This is a genomic window from Streptomyces sp. NPDC001450 (assembly GCF_053597295.1).
The window spans coordinates 15,078-34,717 of the sequence record NZ_JBSFHY010000059.1 but is presented as its reverse complement, the minus strand read 5'-3'; the positions used below and the strand labels follow the sequence as shown (position 1 = coordinate 34,717).

General features: G+C 72.2%; 17 protein-coding genes and 2 pseudogenes. 10 read left to right on the top strand and 9 right to left on the bottom strand.

Going from position 1 to position 19,640, the window contains the following annotated elements; all coding sequences use genetic code 11:
• The first annotated feature begins 37 nt into the window (after positions 1-37).
• Positions 38-733, top strand: a complete 696-nt coding sequence (locus ACWC5O_RS41085; protein WP_450582190.1) for a L,D-transpeptidase family protein — start codon at positions 38-40, stop codon at positions 731-733.
• Positions 734-766: 33 nt separating this feature from the next.
• On the opposite strand, the pseudogene ACWC5O_RS41080 reads toward ACWC5O_RS41085, so the two are convergent.
• Positions 767-907: pseudogene (locus tag ACWC5O_RS41080) on the bottom strand (gfo/Idh/MocA family oxidoreductase); the annotation flags it as partial.
• 107 nt (positions 908-1,014) lie between these two features.
• Between ACWC5O_RS41080 and ACWC5O_RS41075 the strand changes: the two are divergent.
• Positions 1,015-1,200, top strand: coding sequence for a hypothetical protein (locus ACWC5O_RS41075; protein ID WP_450582189.1), 186 nt, complete (start codon positions 1,015-1,017; stop codon positions 1,198-1,200).
• A gap of 10 nt (positions 1,201-1,210) precedes the next feature.
• On the opposite strand, the gene ACWC5O_RS41070 is transcribed toward ACWC5O_RS41075, so the two are convergent.
• Together ACWC5O_RS41070 and ACWC5O_RS41065 are read right to left on the bottom strand one after the other, a co-directional pair.
• Positions 1,211-2,596 carry a S1 family peptidase gene (locus ACWC5O_RS41070; RefSeq protein WP_450582188.1) on the bottom strand — a complete coding sequence of 462 codons (1,386 nt, stop codon included), beginning with the start codon at positions 2,594-2,596 and terminating at the stop codon, positions 1,211-1,213.
• Between the two features lie 160 nt (positions 2,597-2,756).
• Positions 2,757-3,587, bottom strand: coding sequence for an SAM-dependent methyltransferase (locus ACWC5O_RS41065; protein ID WP_450582186.1), 831 nt, complete (start codon positions 3,585-3,587; stop codon positions 2,757-2,759).
• A 316-nt stretch (positions 3,588-3,903) separates the two neighbouring features.
• Between ACWC5O_RS41065 and ACWC5O_RS41060 the strand changes: the two genes are divergently transcribed.
• Together ACWC5O_RS41060 and ACWC5O_RS41055 are read left to right on the top strand one after the other, a co-directional pair.
• Positions 3,904-5,082 (top strand): MalY/PatB family protein, encoded by a 1,179-nt coding sequence (locus ACWC5O_RS41060; protein ID WP_450582185.1) that lies wholly within the window; start codon positions 3,904-3,906, stop codon positions 5,080-5,082.
• A 32-nt stretch (positions 5,083-5,114) separates the two neighbouring features.
• Complete coding sequence (locus tag ACWC5O_RS41055; RefSeq protein ID WP_450582184.1) at positions 5,115-5,501, top strand: PPOX class F420-dependent oxidoreductase; 387 nt, start codon at positions 5,115-5,117, stop codon at positions 5,499-5,501.
• 51 nt (positions 5,502-5,552) lie between these two features.
• Here the strand turns inward: ACWC5O_RS41055 and ACWC5O_RS41050 are convergent, their stop codons facing one another.
• From ACWC5O_RS41050 to ACWC5O_RS41035, 4 genes are all read right to left on the bottom strand, one after another.
• Positions 5,553-8,318, bottom strand: coding sequence for an alpha/beta hydrolase family protein (locus ACWC5O_RS41050; protein WP_450582182.1), 2,766 nt, complete (start codon positions 8,316-8,318; stop codon positions 5,553-5,555).
• 211 nt (positions 8,319-8,529) lie between these two features.
• The gene (locus tag ACWC5O_RS41045) at positions 8,530-8,940 is read right to left on the bottom strand and encodes a nuclear transport factor 2 family protein (protein WP_450582245.1); all 411 of its coding nucleotides are present in this window, start codon (positions 8,938-8,940) and stop codon (positions 8,530-8,532) included.
• Positions 8,941-8,990: 50 nt separating this feature from the next.
• Complete coding sequence (locus tag ACWC5O_RS41040) at positions 8,991-9,410, bottom strand: Zn-ribbon domain-containing OB-fold protein (RefSeq protein WP_450582181.1); 420 nt, start codon at positions 9,408-9,410, stop codon at positions 8,991-8,993.
• A 183-nt stretch (positions 9,411-9,593) separates the two neighbouring features.
• Positions 9,594-10,385: a TetR family transcriptional regulator gene (locus ACWC5O_RS41035; RefSeq protein WP_450582179.1), complete on the bottom strand. Its 792-nt coding sequence runs from the start codon at positions 10,383-10,385 to the stop codon at positions 9,594-9,596.
• Between the two features lie 185 nt (positions 10,386-10,570).
• On the opposite strand from ACWC5O_RS41035, the gene ACWC5O_RS41030 reads away from it, so the two are divergent.
• The 3 genes and pseudogenes from ACWC5O_RS41030 to ACWC5O_RS41020 all read left to right on the top strand — a co-directional run bounded on the left by ACWC5O_RS41030 (position 10,571) and on the right by ACWC5O_RS41020 (position 14,268).
• Entirely contained in the window at positions 10,571-11,671 is a 1,101-nt protein-coding gene (locus ACWC5O_RS41030) for a substrate-binding domain-containing protein (RefSeq protein WP_450582177.1), read from the top strand.
• 449 nt (positions 11,672-12,120) lie between these two features.
• Positions 12,121-12,786 (top strand): annotated as a pseudogene (locus ACWC5O_RS41025) (NAD(P)-dependent oxidoreductase); the annotation flags it as partial.
• 18 nt (positions 12,787-12,804) lie between these two features.
• Entirely contained in the window at positions 12,805-14,268 is a 1,464-nt protein-coding gene (locus ACWC5O_RS41020) for an HAD-IA family hydrolase (protein ID WP_450582175.1), read from the top strand.
• Positions 14,269-14,280: 12 nt separating this feature from the next.
• Here the strand turns inward: ACWC5O_RS41020 and ACWC5O_RS41015 are convergent, their stop codons facing one another.
• Both ACWC5O_RS41015 and ACWC5O_RS41010 read right to left on the bottom strand, forming a co-directional pair.
• Positions 14,281-15,567 carry a cytochrome P450 gene (locus ACWC5O_RS41015; protein ID WP_450582173.1) on the bottom strand — a complete coding sequence of 429 codons (1,287 nt, stop codon included), beginning with the start codon at positions 15,565-15,567 and terminating at the stop codon, positions 14,281-14,283.
• Positions 15,568-15,583: 16 nt separating this feature from the next.
• Positions 15,584-16,933, bottom strand: coding sequence for a glutamine synthetase family protein (locus tag ACWC5O_RS41010; RefSeq protein WP_450582171.1), 1,350 nt, complete (start codon positions 16,931-16,933; stop codon positions 15,584-15,586).
• 369 nt (positions 16,934-17,302) lie between these two features.
• On the opposite strand from ACWC5O_RS41010, the gene ACWC5O_RS41005 reads away from it, so the two are divergent.
• Genes ACWC5O_RS41005 through ACWC5O_RS40995 form a run of 3 tightly spaced genes read left to right on the top strand, consistent with a single transcriptional unit; the run spans position 17,303 to position 19,529 of the window.
• The gene (locus ACWC5O_RS41005; protein ID WP_450582169.1) at positions 17,303-17,491 is read left to right on the top strand and encodes a ferredoxin; all 189 of its coding nucleotides are present in this window, start codon (positions 17,303-17,305) and stop codon (positions 17,489-17,491) included.
• Between the two features lie 3 nt (positions 17,492-17,494).
• Positions 17,495-18,706 (top strand): NAD(P)/FAD-dependent oxidoreductase, encoded by a 1,212-nt coding sequence (locus ACWC5O_RS41000; protein ID WP_450582167.1) that lies wholly within the window; start codon positions 17,495-17,497, stop codon positions 18,704-18,706.
• A 10-nt stretch (positions 18,707-18,716) separates the two neighbouring features.
• Positions 18,717-19,529 (top strand): acetoacetate decarboxylase family protein, encoded by an 813-nt coding sequence (locus ACWC5O_RS40995; RefSeq protein WP_450582165.1) that lies wholly within the window; start codon positions 18,717-18,719, stop codon positions 19,527-19,529.
• Positions 19,530-19,640: the final 111 nt, after the last annotated feature.

Below are 19,640 nucleotides of genomic sequence, written 5' to 3'. Positions count from 1 at the left end.
GCCCTGGGAACAAAGGGGAGAAGGGGTAGAAGCAGATATGGGGGACATACGCAGACGAGGTGTCGTCGCGCTGGGTGTCACCGGGCTGGTGGCGCCGCTCGCGCTCGCCTTCACCGCGGCACCGGCCCAGGCCGCGAGCTGCACCACGCAGGCGGGGCCGTACCAGAAGCAGGTGGAGAAGTTCCTCGGCCGCCCGGTCGACGGAAAGCAGTCCTCCGCCGACTGCAGGGCCATCCAGGCCTTCCAGAACAAGCACGGCATCACGCCCGCCATCGGCTACGCCGGGCCGGTCACCTGGGGCGTGATGGACCTGATGAACAAGCAGAAGGCCGTCGGGAACAACCCGAACAAGGACGGCAAGTGCCCGGTGAACAAGGGCCGTATCGCCTGCGTGAACCTCTCGCTCCAGCTGAGCTGGATCCAGGACGGCGACAAGCTCGTCTACGGGCCCGTGCCGGTGCGCACCGGACGTGACGGGTACGAGACCCGCACCGGTCTGAAGAAGATCTACTGGCGGGACATCGACCACGTCTCGGACATCTACAACGTGCCGATGCCCTACAGCCAGTTCTTCGACGGCGGCCAGGCCTTCCACTCCGTCAACCTCAGCATGTGGAACCCGCCGGGCTCCCACGGCTGCGTCAACATGACCACGAAGGACGCCAAGAAGTACTGGTCGCTGCTGAAGACGGGCGACGACGTCTTCGTCTACGGCCGCAAGCCGGGCACCTGAGCCGGCCCAGGCGCCCGGCCACCGGCCTCGGTTGTCCGGCGCGTCCCCGAAGTCGGGGATCTCCAGCCGGACCCCGCCCTGCCGCGCGGACTCGTGCGCGACGATGCCCGGCAGGGTGTAGCGGGCGACCACCCACGCGTTCACCGTCGGCAGTGTGCGGGTGCTGACCGCGGTGGCGGGGAAGACGTGGGCCTACTTGACACATTGACGTGATGAGTAACACGGTCTGAAATGCCCGTATCACGGGTACTTACTCACAGCACCTTCACGTCGCCCGGCATATGCTTCACAACATGTCCACCACTGTTGAAGCCGTCTCCGAGCGATCGGCCGACGAGGTCAACGAGGAGATCAGGGCCCTGTGGCGCCGGTCGGGCGGGACACTGACCACCGAGCAGCGCGCGGAGTACCAGCGCCTCGTGATGGAGTGGGCCGCGGCGGCCCCGCAGTCGCACCAGGCGGCCTGAACCTCTCTCGTCAACCCCATGTCGCCGAGTAGTACCGCTGGTACGCCTTGCGGTCCTGCTCGGCACGGATGTAACGGGTCGCGACCAGCGCGATCAGACTCCCCGCGATGACCAGCAGCCCAGGACCGACGTTCCGCGTGTCCGTGAGCCGCGCCAGCAGCGTCTCGCCCTGTGCGGCGCCCGTGACCGGCGCCGCGGAACCGGGCGAGGCCGCGCTCGGCGCGACGGCGCCCTGGCCGGCCGCGGCGGACTGCGCGGGGGAGGGCGCCGCGCCCTGAGCGCCGCCCGCGTTCTGTGCCGACACGAGGAGCCGGACGTTCAGCGCCGCCATCGCCTTGGTGATCGGCTGGAAGAACGTCGTCCCGCCCTTGGTGCAGTCCCCGTTGCCGCCCGAGGTGACGCCCAGCGCGACGCCCTCGGAGAACAGCGGGCCGCCGCTGTCGCCCGGTTCGGCGCACACGTTGGTCTCGACGAGTCCGGTGACCGTGCCCTCGGGATAGTTCACGGTCGCGTTCAGCCCGGTCACCTGACCGTCGTGCAGCCCGCTGGTGCTGCCGCTGCGGAACACCCGCTGCCCGACCGTCGGATCGGCCGCACCGGTGATCCGCACGCCCTTGCCGCCACCGATCGCGACCACGTCGGCACCGTCCCCGGCCTTGCCGGAGTTGTACTGCACGAGCGAGAAGTCGTTGCCGGGGAAGTTGCTGCTGACCGTCTTGCCCAGCTGCTGGTTGCCCTGGTTGTCGGCGAACCAGATCGATCCGGCGGGCCCGCAGTGGCCTGCGGTGAGGATGAAGTCGCTCTGCCCGTTGCTCACGTTGAAGCCCGCCGAGCAGCGGCCGCCCGTCGACAGGATCGGCTGCGCCCCGTTCAGCCGCGTGGTGAACCTGCCGTTCGTGCGCTCCATGTGCACGAAAGTGCCGACCCTCGCGGCGACTTGGGTCATCCGGGACCAGTCGGCGGCCGACACCGTACGGTCGGCCAGCACCACGACCCGGTTGGTCCGGTAGTCCATCGACCAGGCGGTGCCCGCCACACGGGGCGCCGAACGCAGCGTGGCCGTCGCCGACTTCAGTTCGTTCATGCTGTGCGACACGACCTTCGCCTCGGCCCCCGCCCGCCGCACCGTCTGCGCCGCCTGCGCGTCGGTCACCGCGACGACGGGCCGCCCGTCGCCACCGATCCAGCTGCCCGCCGTCCGCGCCGTGCCGAGCTTCGCCACCAGCGTGGCGCCCGTGTCACCGGCCGTCCCGGCCGAACTGAGCGGCCTGGCGGACGCCGGGGGAGTCTCGCTCGCCATGGCCGCCTGGGCGACCATCGCACCTCCCAGGAGGAGTCCGCCGACCGCCGCCAGGCGTGTCACTCGCCGGACGACCCGTCGTCGTGCGTGCCTCATGCATGGCTCCCGAACCCGAACGCGCGATGCCCCTACCGGCACCGCGGGGCCCTCCGGTCGTCGAGCGCCCGACCCTGAGTACGTGGCCCGGCCCGGCGGCGTTCACCGACGACGGTGATCTTCTCGACCCGCACCCGCCGCCGGCTCGCGCGTGCCGCCGTCAGGCCTTGCGGGCCACCCCGCCGAACATGGCGACGTCCTCCGGCTCGGCGCCGTCGGTGCCCTCCGGACGCCAGCGCGAGCAGGACACCACGCCCGGCTCCAGCAGCTCGAGACCGTCGAAGAAGCGGGTGACGTCCTCGGGCGTGCGCTGGGTCAGCTTCGGAGTGCCGTGCTCGTTCCAGAACTTGACCGCCTCGTCCACGTCCGGCATCGACGGGCTGGTGATGGTGTGCGACAGCACCAGGTGGCTGCCCGACGGCAGTCGGTCCGTCAACTGCCGCACCAGGCCGTACGGGTCCTCGTCGTCGCCGATGAAGATGACCACGCCGAGCAGCATCAGCGCGACCGGCCGGCTGAAGTCCAGCGTCTTCGCCGCGTGTTCGATGATCGCGTCGACGTTGCGCAGGTCCTCGTCCAGGTAGTCGGTACGGCCCTCGGGCGTGCTGGTGAGCAGGGCGCGGGCGTGCGCGAGGACGAGCGGGTCGTTGTCGACGTACACGATCCGCGCGTCCGGCGCGACGCGCTGGGCGACCTCGTGCGTGTTGTCGGCGGTGGGCAGCCCGGTGCCGATGTCCAGGAACTGCCGGATGCCGACCTCGCCGACCAGGTGGCGCACCGCCCGGCCCAGGAACAGCCGGTCGGCGCGCGCGTACTCCCCGATACCCGGGTGGAGCCCGCGGATCTGGTCGCCGGCCGCGCGGTCGACCTCGTAGTTGTCCTTGCCGCCGAGCCAGTAGTTCCATATCCGGGCCGTGTGCGGCTGGCCGGTGTTGATACGGGCGCGCAGCGACACGGCCACGTCGTTGGTGGCTGCCGGGTTGTCGGTCACGTGGGTTCAGCTCCTGGATGCCTGAAGAGAGGTGCGCCATTCAAGACGCAATCTAGACGCCCGAGTTGAACTGTGCCGCACGTCCCGGGCTTTCCGCGTCCGGACCGAGCCGGGACCAGCCGCGCGTGCACCAGCCGCGCGTGCACCAGCCGCGCCCCGGCGCGGCCGACCCCCTCCTGCCTTGCCTGCTCCTCGACGGTTCGACACCTCGAGGAACTCCCGCCACCCCCGTCCTCGAACCTCGTCCAGCAGCCACTCCAGCACCGCCCGGCTCGCCCCGTTTCCGGTCACGCCACAGCCCCCTATCTTGAGCCCCATGACCAGCATCCCGCACGACACACCCGGCGAACCCGACCCGCTGCGCGTCCTCGGCCTGGAGCGGCTGCGACGTCGTACGAGCATGAAGTGGCGCGCCTACCCCGAGGACGTGCTGCCGCTGTGGGTGGCCGAGATGGACGTACCCCTCGCCGAGCCGGTCGTCCGCGCCGTCACCGACGCGCTCGCCCTCGGGGACACCGGCTACCCCGCGGGCACCGCCTACGCCGAAGCGCTGGCCGGCTTCGCCGCCAAACGCTGGAACTGGCACGGGATCTCCGTGCAGCACACCGCGATCGTTCCGGACGTGATGCTCGGCGTGGTCGAAATGCTCAAACTGGTCACCGGTCCCGGGGACCCGGTGATCGTGAACGCGCCGGTGTATCCGCCGTTCTACCAGTTCGTGACCCACATGGACCGCCGCGTGGTCGAGGCCCGGCTCGGCGCCGACCTGCGCATCGACCTCGATCGGCTGGCGGAGACGTTCCGGGAGGCGACCGCGGGCGGCGGCCGGGCCGCGTTCCTGCTGTGCAGCCCGCACAACCCCACCGGCACCGTGCACACCGCCGCCGAACTGGCCGCCGTGGCCGGCCTCGCCGAGCGGTACGGCGTCCGTGTCGTCGCGGACGAGATCCACGCCCCGCTGGTCGCCCCCGGTGTCACCTTCGTGCCGTACCTGAGCGTGCCCGGCGCCGAGCGCGGCCTGTCGCTGATGTCCGCCTCCAAGGGCTGGAACCTGGCCGGGCTCAAGGCCGCGCTGGCCGTCGCCGGACCCGGAGCCGCCGCCGACCTCGCCCGGCTGCCCGAGGAGGTGAGCCACGGACCCAGCCACCTCGGCGTCATCGCCCACACCGCCGCCCTGAACGACGGCACCGAATGGCTGGACGCCCTGCTGGCCGGTCTCGACGCCAACCGGCGCCTGCTCACCGCCCTGCTCGCCGAGCACCTGCCCGCCGTCCGCCCCTGTCCCGCCGAGGCCACCTACCTGGCCTGGCTCGACTGCCGAGCCCTCGGCCTCGGCGACGACCCCGCCGAGGTGTTCCTCGAACGCGGCCGGGTCGCCCTCAGCCCCGGCGTGCTCTTCGGCACCGGCGGCGCCGGGCACGTGCGCCTGAACCTGGCGACCTCTCCGGAGATCCTCACGGAGGGGGTACGGCGTATGGCGGCGGCCCTGGACTGAGCCAGGGGTACGCGGCCTCCTAGACTGCCGGAATGGACGACACGCAGCTGGACCGGCTCGGCTCCGGCAAGTACCTGCTGGTCACCAGCTACCGCAAGGACGGCACCCCCGTCGCGACACCGGTGTGGGTGGTCCGGGACGGGGACGCCCTCGGCGCGTGGACGGCCGCCGACAGCTGGAAGGTCAAGCGCATCCGCCGGCGCGCCGACGTCCTCGTCGGCCCCTGCGACCTGCGCGGCAATCCCACCGGCGACCAGCTCCCGGCCACCGCCGAGATCGCCGACCCGGCCACCACCGCCCGCTACCGCACCCTCATCGCCCGCAAGTACGGCATCGTCGGCCGGCTCACCCTGCTGGGCAGCCGGCTGCGCCGCGGGCTGGAGGGCACGGTCGGGATCCGGGTGACGCTGAAGCCCTGAGGAGGCTGCTTCCCCAGGGCTTCAGGCGGCTACGACGAGGGCTTCAGGCGGCTACGACGCGTCGAGCACCGTGCCGTTCAACTCCAGGCCGCCGGGCTTCGGTTTGCCCGTCTGCTCGTCGATCTGCTGGAACCGCACCGACTCCGCGGACTCCCGCACCCGGTCCTTGACCGTGGGAACGGTGATGTCCGCACTGGTCTTGCCCGCCGGGATGTCCACCCACAGGTAGAGACCGCCCGACAGCTTGGACAGCGGCCGCTCCGGGTCCGGCGAGGCACCGGTCGTGTCCCGCAGCCAGCGCGCGGACACGTCCTTGGTGGACAGCTCGGTCCCGGTGGGCGCCACCGCGAGGAAGAACGCGTTCATGTCCACGTCGACGGCCTCGGACAGCGCCACCCGCCACTTCAGGGCCTGCCCCTCGGTCACCTTGTCGGCGACGGGGGTGACGGTCATCTTGGGCGCCGGGTCGTCGTCGTGCACCGTGATCCCGCCCCGGTACGAGCCGACGACCGCGCCACGGACCGCCTTGACGAGGATGTCGTACGACACGTCCTGGCCGTAGCGCGTGTTGCCCTTCACCTCGACCGGGACGTCGATGTCGTGACCGCCGGGACGCACGGTGACCAGCCGGTCCTTGACCTTGCCGGTGGCCGGGTCGAAGACGTACACCCGGACCTGTCCGCTGCCCTGCCCCGACACCTCGACCGGAACCTGGTAGGTGCGGGTGCCGGAGTCGCCCTCGTCCACGGTCATGCGGCCGACGTCCACGCGCGGCAGACCGGCCGCCTGCACCGCCGGCAGACCGGGCCGCCAGCCCCACGCGTCCATCAGCCAGGCCCGACCGGAGCCCGAACGCGGGGTCAGCTCAAGGGACTTGACCTGGTGCAGGTCGAGCCCGGCGCGGGTGGCCGCCGTCAGCGGCACCCGGATCTCCCGCGCCCAGTAGGAGGCGGTGCTCGCGCTGCCGGGCAGCCCGTCGGCCTTCACCCTGCCGAGGACCGCCTTGCGGCCGGAGGCGTCGGTGACGGACACGTCCAGGCGCGTGCCCCGGGAGTTCGGCGGCACGAACAGCCGCAGCGCCAGCGCCTTGTCACCGGCCATCGAGACCGGGTCCTTCACCCGCACCCGCGCCGGGGTGCCCGCGTGGGTCCAGTGCAGCGCGATCGCGTGCCGGCCGGCCTCGCGGTCGGTCTCCCACTGCGCGAAGTGCGGCGAGACCCCCTTGGCACCCTGGCCCAGGCAGGCCTTGGCCGGGGCGGGGTCCACCGCCGCGCACAGCTTGGCGCCCGTCACGGACACCCCGCCGTCAGGCAGGAATGCGGCATTACGGCGCCCGCCCACCGCATGGGTGAGGACGCGCGCCGGGTCCGCCGACGGCGCCCGCTCGCCGGAGCCGTCCAGCAGCGGCCGCACCTTGTCGTCACCGGCGAGGAACAGCCGCGCGGCGGCCGCGATGTAGGTCGAACCGGCCCGGTGCTGCTGATCGGCGGTCAGCCGGGTGGCGGCACGCTTGGAGCACACCGGGTCGGGGTGCTGCGGGTCGTCCGAGAAGTCGTCCTGGGCGGGCGCGGTGGCCTGCCCGGGCGTCCACTCGGAGTTGAAGAAGTTGTGGTTGGCGCCGATGACGTACACCGCGCTGTGCAGTGCGGCACCGCGGCTCACCCCGCGCGTGCCGTCGACGTACATCTCGCCCTGGAGGTCGGAGACGTCACCGTCGCAGCCCGGCAGGATCGACACGGACGGCACGTCGGGCACCGGGTTCTGGCCGAACACGGTGGGGCCGATGAGGACCAGACCGCGAATCGTCCAGCGCACCGGCCCGTGGTAGCCGTCCTGGGCGGCGGGCGGCGGGTACAGGCTGTCCATCGCGGCCCGGTCGACGCCCTCGCCGCCGCGTGAGTGCCCGACCAGCAGGACGCGGGACAGGTCGGCGCGGGGCGCGTCCTTCACGACCCGCGGGGCGGTCTCGGGGTGCGCTGCCCAGTCGGCCCACTGGGCCAGGTGCAGCCGCACCAGGGACGAACGCGCCTGCGCGCCGCCGTCCTCGGCGTTCCCGTCCTGGCCGTTGATGCCGTTCGCGGAGATCGACACGGTCACATAGCCCTGGGAGGCCAGCAGCTTCTGGTCGCGCAGGTAGCCGCGGTGGCTCGGTACCGCCTTCGTCCCGGCCGGGCAGGGCCAGTCGCCGGTGATGTCCTGACCCTTGTAGCACGTGAAGTGGCGGCCGTGCAGGAACAGCGCGAGCGGGCGCGGGCCACGGGCGCCGGTGGGGGCGACGACCACCGCGCGCATCTCCACCGGGGCGGAGAAGCCCGGCAGCCGGACCGACTTCAGGTTGTACTCACCGGTCTTGGTGCGGTACGAACCGGGCTTGCCCGGGTCCACGGAGTTGGCCGGCAGCGGTGCCGGCGGCTGGACCGCGGATCCGGCCGGGACGGCGCCCTTGCCGTCCAGTCGCCGTCCGCCGGACCAGACCTGCAGCCCGCGCAGCTCGCCGGCGTGCTGCCCGTCGAGCCGCAGCCGGAAGGTGCGTCCGTCCTTGGCCGGCTGCGGAATCCCCAACAGGCGCCCGTCCGAACGGAATTCGACGCGCGCGTTCCCCATGGGCACCGGCCGGTCCGACCGCCACACCAGCTGCTGCGACGCCGACCGGCCGCCGGTGATCCCCCACCCTGGCGGCAGCTTCCCGTCGGCAGCTGCGGTCAACACCGCCGACTCCGATGATGGTTGACCCTGTGCGACTGCCGCCCCTGGGGATGCGCCCGCCACCGCGAGCAACGCGGCGGCGGTGACCCATATGCGCCGGGCACGGACCACAGTTCCTCCTCTGACCCCGTCCTCGGGCGTCCCGGCGGTCCCGGGCGCCCCTCGTCCCCGGAGGACGGGAAGGAGACACTGTGGGTTGCCTGTGAAGGGCAAGTGTTGGATCACATCGTGCGGCCGGCGGTCCGGCGCACGGCAACGGTGGGTCAGCGGTCATGGCGTACGGCAACTTCCGCCCGCCGCACGTGACTTGGGGATGGCGGGGCTACTCGGCCGCGGGCGGCACCGGGGTGGCCTGGTGGTAGTACATCCGCCAGCCCGACCGCTCGTCCCGCCGGCGCCACAGCGAACTGCGGCGCGCGTGACGCCCGTCGAGGACGGTCTCGTACGTCAGATGCACCAGACCCGGAGCCAGCAGGACCCCGTTCATCTCCGAGGGCTCGTAACGGGGACCCTCGTCCGTGCTGCCCGCCATGTCCGGCAGCGCGGCCAGGATGTCCTGCAGGGTCCATCGCCTGCCCGAGGCTCCGACCTCGACGAACTCCGGGTCGAGCCACTGCCGGGTGAGGTCCCGTGAGGAGCGCACGCGGGGGTCCATGAGCGCGAGCTCACCCGCGATCACCGCGCTCACCTGCTCCGGTTCCGATTCGGAGGCCGATGCCGATGCCGATGCCATGTTCATGGGGGCATCTTCGCGCAGGCCGCGGGAGCGCCGTCGAGGCGGCCTCAGGTCCAGGCGCGGTACGGCTCGTCGATCAGCTGGAAGACCGGCTCGCCCCGGACCGGGTCCTTGGCCGTGGACAGCCGTACCCGGTCCCCGCTGTGGATGCCGACGGGCGGCCCCATGACCCGGCCCCGTACGACGAACCCCTCGGCCATCTCGATCAGCGACACGTTGCGTGCCGCGGGCGTGTTGCGGTGCACCACGGTGGAGTGGCGCACCGTCCCGGCGCCCTCGCTGCGCTCCGTGCGCAGGTCGCTGCCCTGGCACACCGGACACAGCAGCCGGTGGTACATCGCGGTGCCGCACCAGGTGCAGCGCTGGAAGACGATGGCGTCCTTGGAGTCCGCGACGGCGGGGTCGAGGACACCCGCCGCCGCGGAGCCTGCCGCCGCATGCGTGGCGCTCGCTGAGTGGTGGTACACGCTGGTCAACTCCCTGCCCTCGGCCGGAATCCCACGCGCCCGGAGTGAACCGCGCGTGTGTGTGCCCGGTTGCCGTGCCACCGTGCACGCCGACAGAGTATGGCACTCAGTGTCACACGTAAAGGCACTCCGTACCCCAAATCTGCGGAGGCTTCGTGAGTGAGCGGTCCCGGGGCGGGCGGGTCAGGCGCGCCCGAGGGCCGTCTCGAACTCCTGCACCACTCGCCACAGCGGCGCGTCCCGGCGGGTGACGAGGACGATCACGTCGTCGGGGTGCTCGATGCCGAGGTGCCCGGCTTCCGGGTGCGCGCCTTCGGGGCGCGTGATGCCGGGGCGTGCGGCGTGGGGGTGCTCGTCGGCCGGGGTGGGGCGCGGGTGTGCAGCGGGAGCGAAGGCGGCCTGGACGTATCCCAGCGCGTGGTCCACCGCCGTGCCCGCGTCGCCCTTGCCGTCCGAACGCAGCCAGGAGCGCAGGGCGTTGTTGTGTGCGGCGACGACCGCGGCCGCGATCACGTCGGCGTGCAGTGTCCCGTCGGGCCGGCCGGCGAACCGCCCACGCAGGTACTCGGCGAGCGCCCGCTCGTAGCGCCACACCACGGACAGCTCGTAGGCCCGCAGCCCTGGCACCTTCTTGGTGAGCCGGTAGCGCTGCACGGAGAAGGTCGGGTTCTCCGCGTACATCCGCAGCACCAGCCGGGCCGCGTCGCACACCCGCCGGACCGGCTCGTCCGCCTCGTCGCTCGCGGCGAGGAACGCGGTCATGTCGGCCAGGCAGCGCTCGTGGTCGGGGAAGACCACGTCCTCCTTCGAGGGGAAGTAGCGGAAGAACGAGCGGCGGCCGACCCCGGCCAGCGCCACGATGTCGTCCACGGTGGTCTGTTCGTATCCGCGTTCCAGGAAGAGCTGGAAGGCCGCCGCGACCAGGGCGTCCCGCATCGGCGGCTTCGCGGTCGGCGCCGCGCTGCTGGAGCTCATGGACGGGAACGTAGCACCCGGCCCGGTTTCATGACACTCAGTGCAGCAGAAGGGGAGCGATGGGGGAACTGAGTGCTCTGAGGTTGGCTCTCCGAACACCGGAGCGATCGAATTGATTGGAAACGATCGATACGATTGTGGGCGTAGAGTGACCGACTCGGGATCACTGTTCCAGGGGGAGCCCCATGCGACTGCACGTCGACCAGCGCCACGAGCGGGTGCTCGAACTCGTCCGGGAGCGGGGCAGCCTCCGCGTCGCCGAACTGGCGGCCGAACTCGGCGTCTCCGCGGTCACGTTGCGGCGCGACGTGGAGACCCTGGCGGCCCAGGGCCGGGTGCAGCGGCTGCACGGGGCGGTGGTCTGGCCGGGCGACACCGCCGCCACCCCCGAGCCGCGGCCGGAGCCGGCCGAAGGCGCCGTCATCGGAATGATCGTGCCGACCACGAACTACATCTTCGCCGACATCGTGCGCGGCGCCCGTGAGGCCGTCGGCGCCCAGGGCGGACGGCTGGTCCTCGGGGTCTCCGGCTACGTCGACACCGAGGACTCCGTACAGGCGGACCACCTGGTCGCGGGCGGTGCGCAGGGGCTGCTGGTGGCGCCCAGCTGGTTCGGCTGCGTCCCCGAGGACGGTCAGGAGAAGTGGCTCATGGAGTGCGAGGTGCCCACCGTCCTGGTGGAGCGCTCCGCACTGCCCGGCAACCCCGCGGCCGACCTCGACCGGGTCCGCACCGACCGCGCCCACGGCGCCGCCCTCGCCGTCGGCCACTTCGCCGCGCTGGGCCATCGCCGGATCGCCGCCGTCCTCCAGGAGGGCCCGCACGCCGTCCAGATCGGCGCCGGCTTCCAGGCGGCCGTACGCTCGCGGGGCATCGACGTCGACGAACACGCCCCGAGCGTGCGGGAACACGGCGACTACGACGCCTCCGTCGACTACCTCGTCAGGGCGGTCCGCGAACGCGGCGTCACCGCGGCCCTGGTGCACAGCGACGAGGACGCCATCGTGCTCGTGCCCCGACTCCAGGCGCGCGGTGTGCGGGTGCCCGACGACCTCGCGCTCATCGCCTACGACGACGAGGTCGCGGGCCTCGCCGACGTGCCCCTGACCGCGGTCGCCCCGCCCAAGCACGCGGTGGGCGACCACGCCGCGAAGCTTCTGCTGCGCCGCCTCACCGAGCGGGCCGCGGGTGAGCGGCCCAGCCCCCGGCAGCACCTCGATCTACTCCCGGAGCTGCGGATCCGCTCCTCGTGCGGGGGCAGGGCGCCCGCCGGCAGCGGCTCCTGATACACCGTCGCCACCCTGGGCCTGCTCGCCACCGCCTGTGGCGGCAGGGGCGGTTCGACCGGCGCCGTGTCCGACGGCAAGCCGGTGACCATCGACTACTGGACCTGGACGCTCGGCGCCAAGCCGACCGTCGACGCGTTCAACCGCACGCACAAGGACATCAAGGTCAGATTCACCGAGAACCCGAGCGGCACCGAGGGCTACAGCAAGCCGGCCGACGCCGTGAAGGGGACGTGGCACCGCAGCTGTTCAGCCGCCGCGCCCACGACAGCCCGGCACCCACAGCGCACTGCACTCCCGGCAGGACCGGCGCCCGCGGCGCATCGAACTCGCGACAACCCGGCGCTCGCAGCACGCCGGGCCGCCACGGCTCTGGTGCCTGCAACACACCGCACCCGCGACGGCCCGGCGCCGGCACCACACCGCACCCGCAACAGCCCGGCGCCCACAGCGCCCCGCACCCGCAGCAAGCCAGGCACGCCGCCGGCTCCGTCAAGCACCACGTCACCGACGCCGTCTGGAAGCGTGGGATCACCGTGTCCTCGGCGGCCGCCGCCAACGCCCTCCCGGTCGCCGAATTCACCCTCGCCGCCATCCTGTTCGCGAACAAACGGGTCCTGGACACCGCCCACCGCTACGCCCGCACCCGCGAACAGCCCGGTCTGCTCACGGACTTCAGCGGCTACGGCAACTATCCCCGGCCGTGGGAGTCGTCGGCGCCTCCCGCATCGGCCGCCGGGTCATCGAGCTGCTGAGCCCGCTCGACCTGGACGTCCTCTTCCACGACCCCTACCTCGACCCGGCCGGGGCCCGGGCCCTCGGCGCGGAACCGGTCGGCCTCGACGAACACGCCCGGCGCGGCGACGTGGTCACCATCCATGCTCCCCAACTCCCGAGACCCGGCACATGTTCGACGCCCGCGGCTCGCCCTGTTGCGTGACGGCGCCACGCTCGTCAACACCGCACGCGGTTCCCTCGTAGACACGGAAGCCCTCACCCGCCACCTCGTCTCGGGCCGCATGGCCGACTGGGCCACGGACGAGGTGACCCGTTACGCCCAGGGCCTGCCGTTCGCTTATGGAGTAGGACCGGACGAGCTGTCCCGGTCCGCCTGATCGACCGTAAGGAGCGCCATGCCCGTCGCCGCGCGCCGCGTCCTCGTCGTCGGCATCGACGGCGTACGTCTCGACGTACTGCACCGCCAGCCCACCCCGCACCTCGACGTACTCGCCGCCGAAGGATTCCTCACGCCCGTCGAGGTCTGCGACGACACACCCACCATGTCCGGCCCCTGCTGGGCGACGATCGTCACCGGAGTCGGCCCCGCCAAACACGGGGTGTGGAGCAACGACCTCAGCGGCCACCGACTCGACGCCTTCCCCGACTTCGCCACCCGCCTCGACCACCACGACGGCCGGCGCACCTTCGTCGCCGCAGGCCGGCGGCTCCTGCTGCAGCCGCGCGACGGAGGGCCCCTGTTCCGGGCGGCGTCCCGGACGGCGTTCATCGCACCGGAGGCAGACACCCCCGAGGCCTGGGAGGAGTGCGACGAGCGGATCACCGAGGCCGCCGCCCGCATCCTCGCCGAGGAGGACGTCGAGGCGTCCTTCGTCTATCTCGGCGCGCCCGACGAGACCGCGCACGTCCTCGGCTGCGGGCAGGCCTACGAGGCGTCGGTCCGCCGCGCCGACGCCCGCGTGGGCCGGCTGCTCGCGGCCGTACGTGCCCGCCGCACGTACGCCGAGGAAGAGTGGACGTACCTGGTGGTCACCGACCACGGCCACGTCGACGCGGGCGGCCACGGCGGCCGCTCCGCCGAGGAGCGCACGGCCTGGCTGGCGGCGGCGGGCCCCGGCATCGGCCAGGCGCCCCCGCGCGTGCGGCACGCCGACGTCGCCGCGCAGGTCTTCGCCGCCCTGGGCCGGCACCCCGACCGGCACTGGACCCTGGACGGCCGTCCCTTCGCGGCCGAGCCGCACGCCGTACTCCTCGACATGGACGGCACGCTCGTCGACACCGAGTCGCTGTGGCTGCGCACGGTCCGGGAGCGGGTGCCCGGGATCGGCATGGACGACCTCTTCGACGCCCTCGGCCGCTCCACCGCGGACACCGCCCGGCACCTGCACCGTCTGACCGGTGCCGACCCGCGGGACCTCGCGGAGCACCTCGACGCACGGTTCCTCGAGACGGTCCAGCGGGAGGCCACCCCGCTCCCGGGTGCCCTCGAACTCCTCGACACGATCGCGGAGTTGGACCTTCCCATGGCACTGGTCTCGGCGTCCGCACGGCCCGTCGTGGACGCCGCGCTCAAGGTGCTGGGCGCCGACAGGTTCCGTGCGACCCTCGCCGAGGGCGAGACGCCCCGCACCAAACCGGCTGCCGACCCCTACCTCGCCGCCGCCCGGGCCATCGGCGTGGACCCCGCCGCCTGTCTCGCGGTCGAGGACTCGCCCAGCGGGGTCACGGCGGCCGAGGCGGCCGGCTGCAGGGTGCTCGCCGTCCCGTCGTACACACCGATCGGGAAAGCACCCCGGCGCACGGTGCGCCGGGGCCTTGCGGGGATCGACCGGGAGGAGTTGTGGGCGGCGGGGCTGTGAGGCCGCCCGCCGTCAGGCCAGGGTGACCTCCACCGGCAGCTTCTTGATGCCGTTGACGAAGTTCGAGCGCACCCGCGGGACGTCACCGGTCAGGCGGATGTCCGCGAGGCGCGGGATCAGCTCCTCGAACATGATCCGGATCTCGGTGCGGGCGAGCAGGTTGCCGAGACACAGGTGCGGGCTGCCCTTGCCGAAGGTGACGTGGTCGTTGTCCTGCCGGGCGACGTCGAACTCGTACGGGTCGCCGAAGACCTCCTCGTCGCGGTTGCCGGAGGCGTACCACATGACGACCTTGTCGCCCTCCCTGATCCGCTTGCCGCCGAGCTCGACGTCACGGGTCGCGGTACGGCGGAAGTGGTAGACGGGGGAGGCCCAGCGCAGGAACTCCTCGACGGCCGTGGGGATCAGGGAGGGATCCTCCCGGAGACGGGCGAGCTGCTCGGGGTGCTGGAGGAGGGCCAGCATGGAGTGGGTGATGGTGTGCCGGGTCGTCTCGTTGCCGGCCACCACCAGGAGCAGGAAGTAGTTGTCGAAGTCCTGCGCGGACAGCGGGACGCCGTCGCGCGGGGTGGTGTTGACCAGCTTGGACACCAGGTCGGTGCCGTCCTTGCCGCGCCGCTGCCGGGCCAGCTCGCGTCCGTACTCGAAGACCTCGAGCGAGGCGGGGGAGCGGAACGGCAGGTCGCGGTACTTCTCGCTCTCCTCGCTGTGCAGCAGGACGTCCGCGTAGTCGGGGTCGGTGTTGCCGATGATGCGGTTGCCCCAGTCGATGAGCTGCTGGTTGTCCTGCGGCGGTACGTCCAGCAGGCGGGCCAGCACGTTGATGGGGAAGTCGGCGGAGACGTCCGCGACGAAGTCGAAGCTGCCCTTGGCGAGCGCAGCGTCCAGGGTCTGCGCCGTCAGGCCGCGCAGGAAGTCGGAGTAGCTGTTGATCACGCTCGCGCCGAACTGCCGCTGGATCAGGCTGCGCAGCGCACGGTGCCGTACGCCGTCCAGCTCCAGGATGGAGGCCCGCTTCTTGATCTGGTCGTCGTCCAGCTCCTCCAGGTTGACGAACCGGGTCGAGGTGAACGTCTGAGCGTCCCGGTCGACCCGGGCGATGTCGGCATGCCGGGTCACCGCCCAGAAACCGGAGTTGGGCGCCTCCTCCGGCTGCCAGTGCACCGGGTCCTCGTGGCGCAGGGTGTGGAACATCCGCCACGGGGTGATGCCGTCGGTGAAGTTGTCGAGGTCGGCGAGGTCGACGTCCGCCAGGGGCATCGGCTCGCTCGCGGCAGCGGTCGGGGTCTCGGTGGTCATCGGTGGCTCCTCGGTGTCACAGGTGGTAGGCGTACTCGGCGAACTCCCAGTCGGTGACGAACCGTTGGAAGCGCTCGACCTCGTTGCGCTTGTAGGAGAGGAAGGAGGTGGTGAAGTCCTTGCCGAGGATCTCGGCCAGGGCGGTGTCCGCCTCCAGCGCGTCCAGGGCGGCGGCCAGGGTCGCCGGCAGCAGCGCCGACCTGGCGGTGTCGTAGCCGTAGCCCTCCAGCGGGGCGGGGGGCTCCTCGCCGGCCAGGACGCCCAGCAGCGCGGCGGCGACCGTGCCGGCGATCGCGAGGTACGGGTTGGCGCTCGCGTCGCCCAGCCGCAGCTCCAGGCGGGCGCCGCTGCCGCGCTCCGGCGGGATGCGGACCATGGCGCTGCGGTTGTCCAGCCCCCAGTCGATCAGCCAGGGGGCGAGGGTGTCCGGGCCGAAGCGCTTGTACGAGTTCACCGTCGGGTTGAGCAGCGCGGCGAGCGCAGGGGCGTGGGCGAGGACTCCGGCCACGGCGTGGCGGGCGGTGGCGGACAGGCCGTACGACCCCGAGGCGTCGTCGAAGGCGTTGCGGCCGTCGGCGTCGTCGCAGGACAGGTGCAGATGGAAACCGGAACCGCCGGAGTCGTTGAACGGCTTGGCCATGAAGGTGGCCAGCCTGCCCTCCCGGCGGGCCAGCTCCTTGATCGCGGCCTTGAAGCGGAAGGAGCGGTCGGCCGCCGACAGGGCGTCCGAATGGATCAGGTTGATCTCGAACTGACCGCCGTCGAACTCGTGGTTGCCGCTGATCACCCCGATGTTCAGATCGCGCACCTGGCGCAGGGTGCGCAGCAGGTGGTTGTCGGGGTCCGCGCGCAGTCCGGCGGTGTAGACGACACCGGGGTCGCGGGCGTAGCGGCGCCAGCCTCCGGCGGGGTCCGGTTCGCACAGGTAGTACTCCAGCTCCGGTCCGACGACCGGGCGCAGCCCGTGCTCCCGGCACCGTTCCAGGACCGTGCGCAGCAGGTCGCGTGGCGATTCGGGTGCCGCAGAGCCGGTGGCCGGGTCGACGGTCTCCGCGAGACAGGTCGCGACCCCGGGTTCCCACGGCAGCGCGGTCAGGGTGTCGAGGTCCGCTCGTACGGCGATGTCGGGCAGCCCCGCGTCCAGCCCGCCGCTCACCGGGACGACGTCGCCCTGCGGGCTGGTGTGGTAGACGGCCCGGCAGAAGGCCAGCCCGTGCTCCACGGCCCGGGGCAGCTCCTCCGTCAGGACGTCGCGCGCCCGCTCGGTGCCGATCAGATCGGGATAGGTCACCCGGACGACGTCGATGCCGTCGGCGGCGAGCCGGTCCATGTGGCGGCGGACTTCCTGGATGTCATGAGCGCTCACCGTTGTCTCCTGGGGCGGACGTCGGGCACCTCCGGGACGTGCTGTCCGGGAGGCGGGTGGCGTGGCGGAGAAGGCCGGGGCGCGGCGGGGGAGGGGCCCGTACGGGGCGGCTCCCGGGCGGCCCCGGGTGTGTTGTTTGAAGCCAAACGGTAGGCAGCGTCATGCCGGACCGCAAGGTTTCCGCGACAAGAATTTATCCATCCGGATAGGTATTGACCAGGGGGTGGCGCCCACCTACCTTGTTTGAAGCCAAACGAGTTCGGGGTGCGGTCGTCGCACCCCGTTGGCCGGGGCCCTTCCTGAGCCGGAAGGGCCCCACATCTCCCCCTTCACCCCGCTTCGACGCCCTCACCCTCAGGAGGACCGGCCATGAAGGTCGTCGTCGACATGAACAAGTGCCAGGACCACGGCCAGTGCGTCTTCGCGGCACCCGACGTCTTCCAGCTCGACACCGACGGGCACCTCGCCTACGTCAGCGACCCCGACGACGCCCTGCGCGACGAGGCCGAGGAAGCCGCCGACGTCTGCCCGCTCCAGGCCATCCGGATCGAGGACTGACCCATGAGCGGTCGCATCGTCGTCGCCGGCGCCTCCATGGCCGGCCTGCGCGCCGCCGAACAACTGCGTACGGCGGGCTGGACCGGGGCGATCACCCTCGTCGGTGACGAGCCCCACATGCCGTACAACCGCCCGCCGCTCTCCAAGGAGGTCCTCGCGGGCAAGGCGCCCTTCGAATCGCTGGCCTTCCGCCCCCGGGCCGGCGTCGCCGACGCCGAGTGGCGCCTCGGCCGCAAGGCCGTCGCGGCCCGGCTCGACGGACGCACCGTGGAGCTCGACGGCGGCGAGGTGCTCCCGTACGACGGTCTGGTCGTCGCCACCGGCACGCGGCCCCGCCGGCTGCGCTGCCCCGGCCCGCTCACCGGCCGCCACACGGTCCGCACCCTTGCCGACGCCCAGGGCCTGCGCGAGTCGCTGACCGGGCCCGGCGCCCGGGTGGTCGTGGTCGGAGCCGGGTTCATCGGCTGCGAGGTCGCCGCCACCGCCGTCGGACTCGGCGTCGCCGAGGTGACCGTCGTCGACCCGTTGCCCCTGCCCATGGTCGGCCCGCTCGGCGAGCTGCTCGCCCGGGCGCTGCTGAAGCGGCACGAGGCGCGGGGCGTGCGGTTCCGGCTCGGCACCGGTGTCCAGGGCTTCGAGGGTGGTCGAACGGTCACCGGTGTGGTGCTGGACGACGGCTCGGTCGTACCGGCCGACGTGGTGGTCGAATCGGTCGGTTCGATCGCCAACACCGAGTGGCTGGACGGAAACGGCCTCGACCTGACCGACGGTGTCCTCACGGACGAGCTGCTGCGGGTCGGCGGCCACCCGGAGGTCGTGGCCGTCGGAGACGTCGCCCGCTTCCCCAACGCCCGCTACGACGGCGTACCCCGCCGGGTCGAGCACTGGTCCATCCCCACGGACACCGCGAAGCAGGCCGCGAAGGCCCTCGTCGCCCATCTCGTCGGCGGTGGGCCGGAGCCGGCGCCGTTCGCTCCGCTGCCCACCTTCTGGAGCGACCAGCACGACTTCCGGCTGCAGTCCTTCGGCGCGCCCGCGCTCGGCCTCGCCGACGTCCGGGTCCTCGACGGCGACGCCGACGGCGACCTCCTCCTCGCCGGCTACCACCGCGACGGCCGCCTGGTCGGCGTCGTCGCGCTGGGCGGCCCGCGCGTCGCGTCCGTCGCCGCCCGCTACCGCGCCGAACTGCTGAAGCAGCCCGACCTCACCGCGTAAGGAGCCTCAAGTGACCAGTGTTCGCGGTTACTTCCACCCCAAGACGGCGACGGGTGCCTCGTCGCTGATCCCCTCGCCGCCCTGGCGCTACTCCGGCGACCTGCTCACCGTCGAATACCGCACGGATCCCTCGCGGGTGCGTGAACTGCTGCCCGAGCCCCTGGAGTTGGCCGACGAGGACCCCGGTGCCGTCGCCCTGATCTGGGCCGACTGGCAGTCCTGCTCCCGGTCGGGCTCGGAGCTGCTCGATCCGGTGCTGTCGCAGTACAAGGAGGCCTTCGCGGTCGTCCGGTGCAAGTACCGGGGGCAGACGTACTCGCGGTGCGTGTACATCTGGGTGGACAAGGACTTCGCGATCGCGCGCGGGCTGCACCAGGGATATCCGAAGAAGCTCGGGTCCATTCATCAGACGCGGCCGCATCCGTACGGGCCCGCTCCCCGGATCGAGGCGGGGGCGCGCTTCGGGGCGACGCTCGCTGCCGCGGACCGGCGGTTGGCGCAGGCGGTCGTGACCTTGCGCGAGCCTTCGGCGGCCAACGGGTTCGTCAATGCCCACCCCATGGCCCACCATCGCTGGCTGCCGTCGATCGAGAAGGGCAAGGGGCTGGCGCTGGACGAGTTGATCGAATCGGGGGCCGCTTCCTTCGAGGGCGGGCAACCGTGGGTCGGTGAGGCCGAGTTGGAGCTGTTCGAGGCGCCGAGTGAGGAGCTGGCACGGCTGGAGGTTCGGGAGCCGATCGCCGCGTACCACCGGCAGGTGGGTGTGGTGTGGGACGGAGGGCGCCTGTTGGAGTCCGCAACGTCGGGAGCGTCCGCCGAGTGAGGTCCGTGGCCGGCTGCGGGCCGTCGGCGGCTGGTCACGCCCACACGGCGCAGCCGCAAGCCGATACAGCCGCGCGCCCCTAGGTACGTCGTCCCTCCCTTGTCCCCAAGG

Bases quoted from the DNA above. Each gene is read 5' to 3' on its own strand.
- ACWC5O_RS41085 (WP_450582190.1), top strand. From the start codon at position 38: ATGGGGGACATACGCAGACGAGGTGTCGTCGCGCTGGGTGTCACCGGG.
- ACWC5O_RS41075 (WP_450582189.1), top strand. From the start codon at position 1,015: ATGCTTCACAACATGTCCACCACTGTTGAAGCCGTCTCCGAGCGATCG.
- ACWC5O_RS41070 (WP_450582188.1), bottom strand. From the start codon at position 2,596: ATGAGGCACGCACGACGACGGGTCGTCCGGCGAGTGACACGCCTGGCG.
- ACWC5O_RS41060 (WP_450582185.1), top strand. From the start codon at position 3,904: ATGACCAGCATCCCGCACGACACACCCGGCGAACCCGACCCGCTGCGC.
- ACWC5O_RS41055 (WP_450582184.1), top strand. From the start codon at position 5,115: ATGGACGACACGCAGCTGGACCGGCTCGGCTCCGGCAAGTACCTGCTG.
- ACWC5O_RS41045 (WP_450582245.1), bottom strand. From the start codon at position 8,940: ATGGCATCGGCATCGGCATCGGCCTCCGAATCGGAACCGGAGCAGGTG.
- ACWC5O_RS41035 (WP_450582179.1), bottom strand. From the start codon at position 10,385: ATGAGCTCCAGCAGCGCGGCGCCGACCGCGAAGCCGCCGATGCGGGAC.
- ACWC5O_RS41030 (WP_450582177.1), top strand. From the start codon at position 10,571: ATGCGACTGCACGTCGACCAGCGCCACGAGCGGGTGCTCGAACTCGTC.
- ACWC5O_RS41020 (WP_450582175.1), top strand. From the start codon at position 12,805: ATGCCCGTCGCCGCGCGCCGCGTCCTCGTCGTCGGCATCGACGGCGTA.
- ACWC5O_RS41015 (WP_450582173.1), bottom strand. From the start codon at position 15,567: ATGACCACCGAGACCCCGACCGCTGCCGCGAGCGAGCCGATGCCCCTG.
- ACWC5O_RS41005 (WP_450582169.1), top strand. From the start codon at position 17,303: ATGAAGGTCGTCGTCGACATGAACAAGTGCCAGGACCACGGCCAGTGC.
- ACWC5O_RS41000 (WP_450582167.1), top strand. From the start codon at position 17,495: ATGAGCGGTCGCATCGTCGTCGCCGGCGCCTCCATGGCCGGCCTGCGC.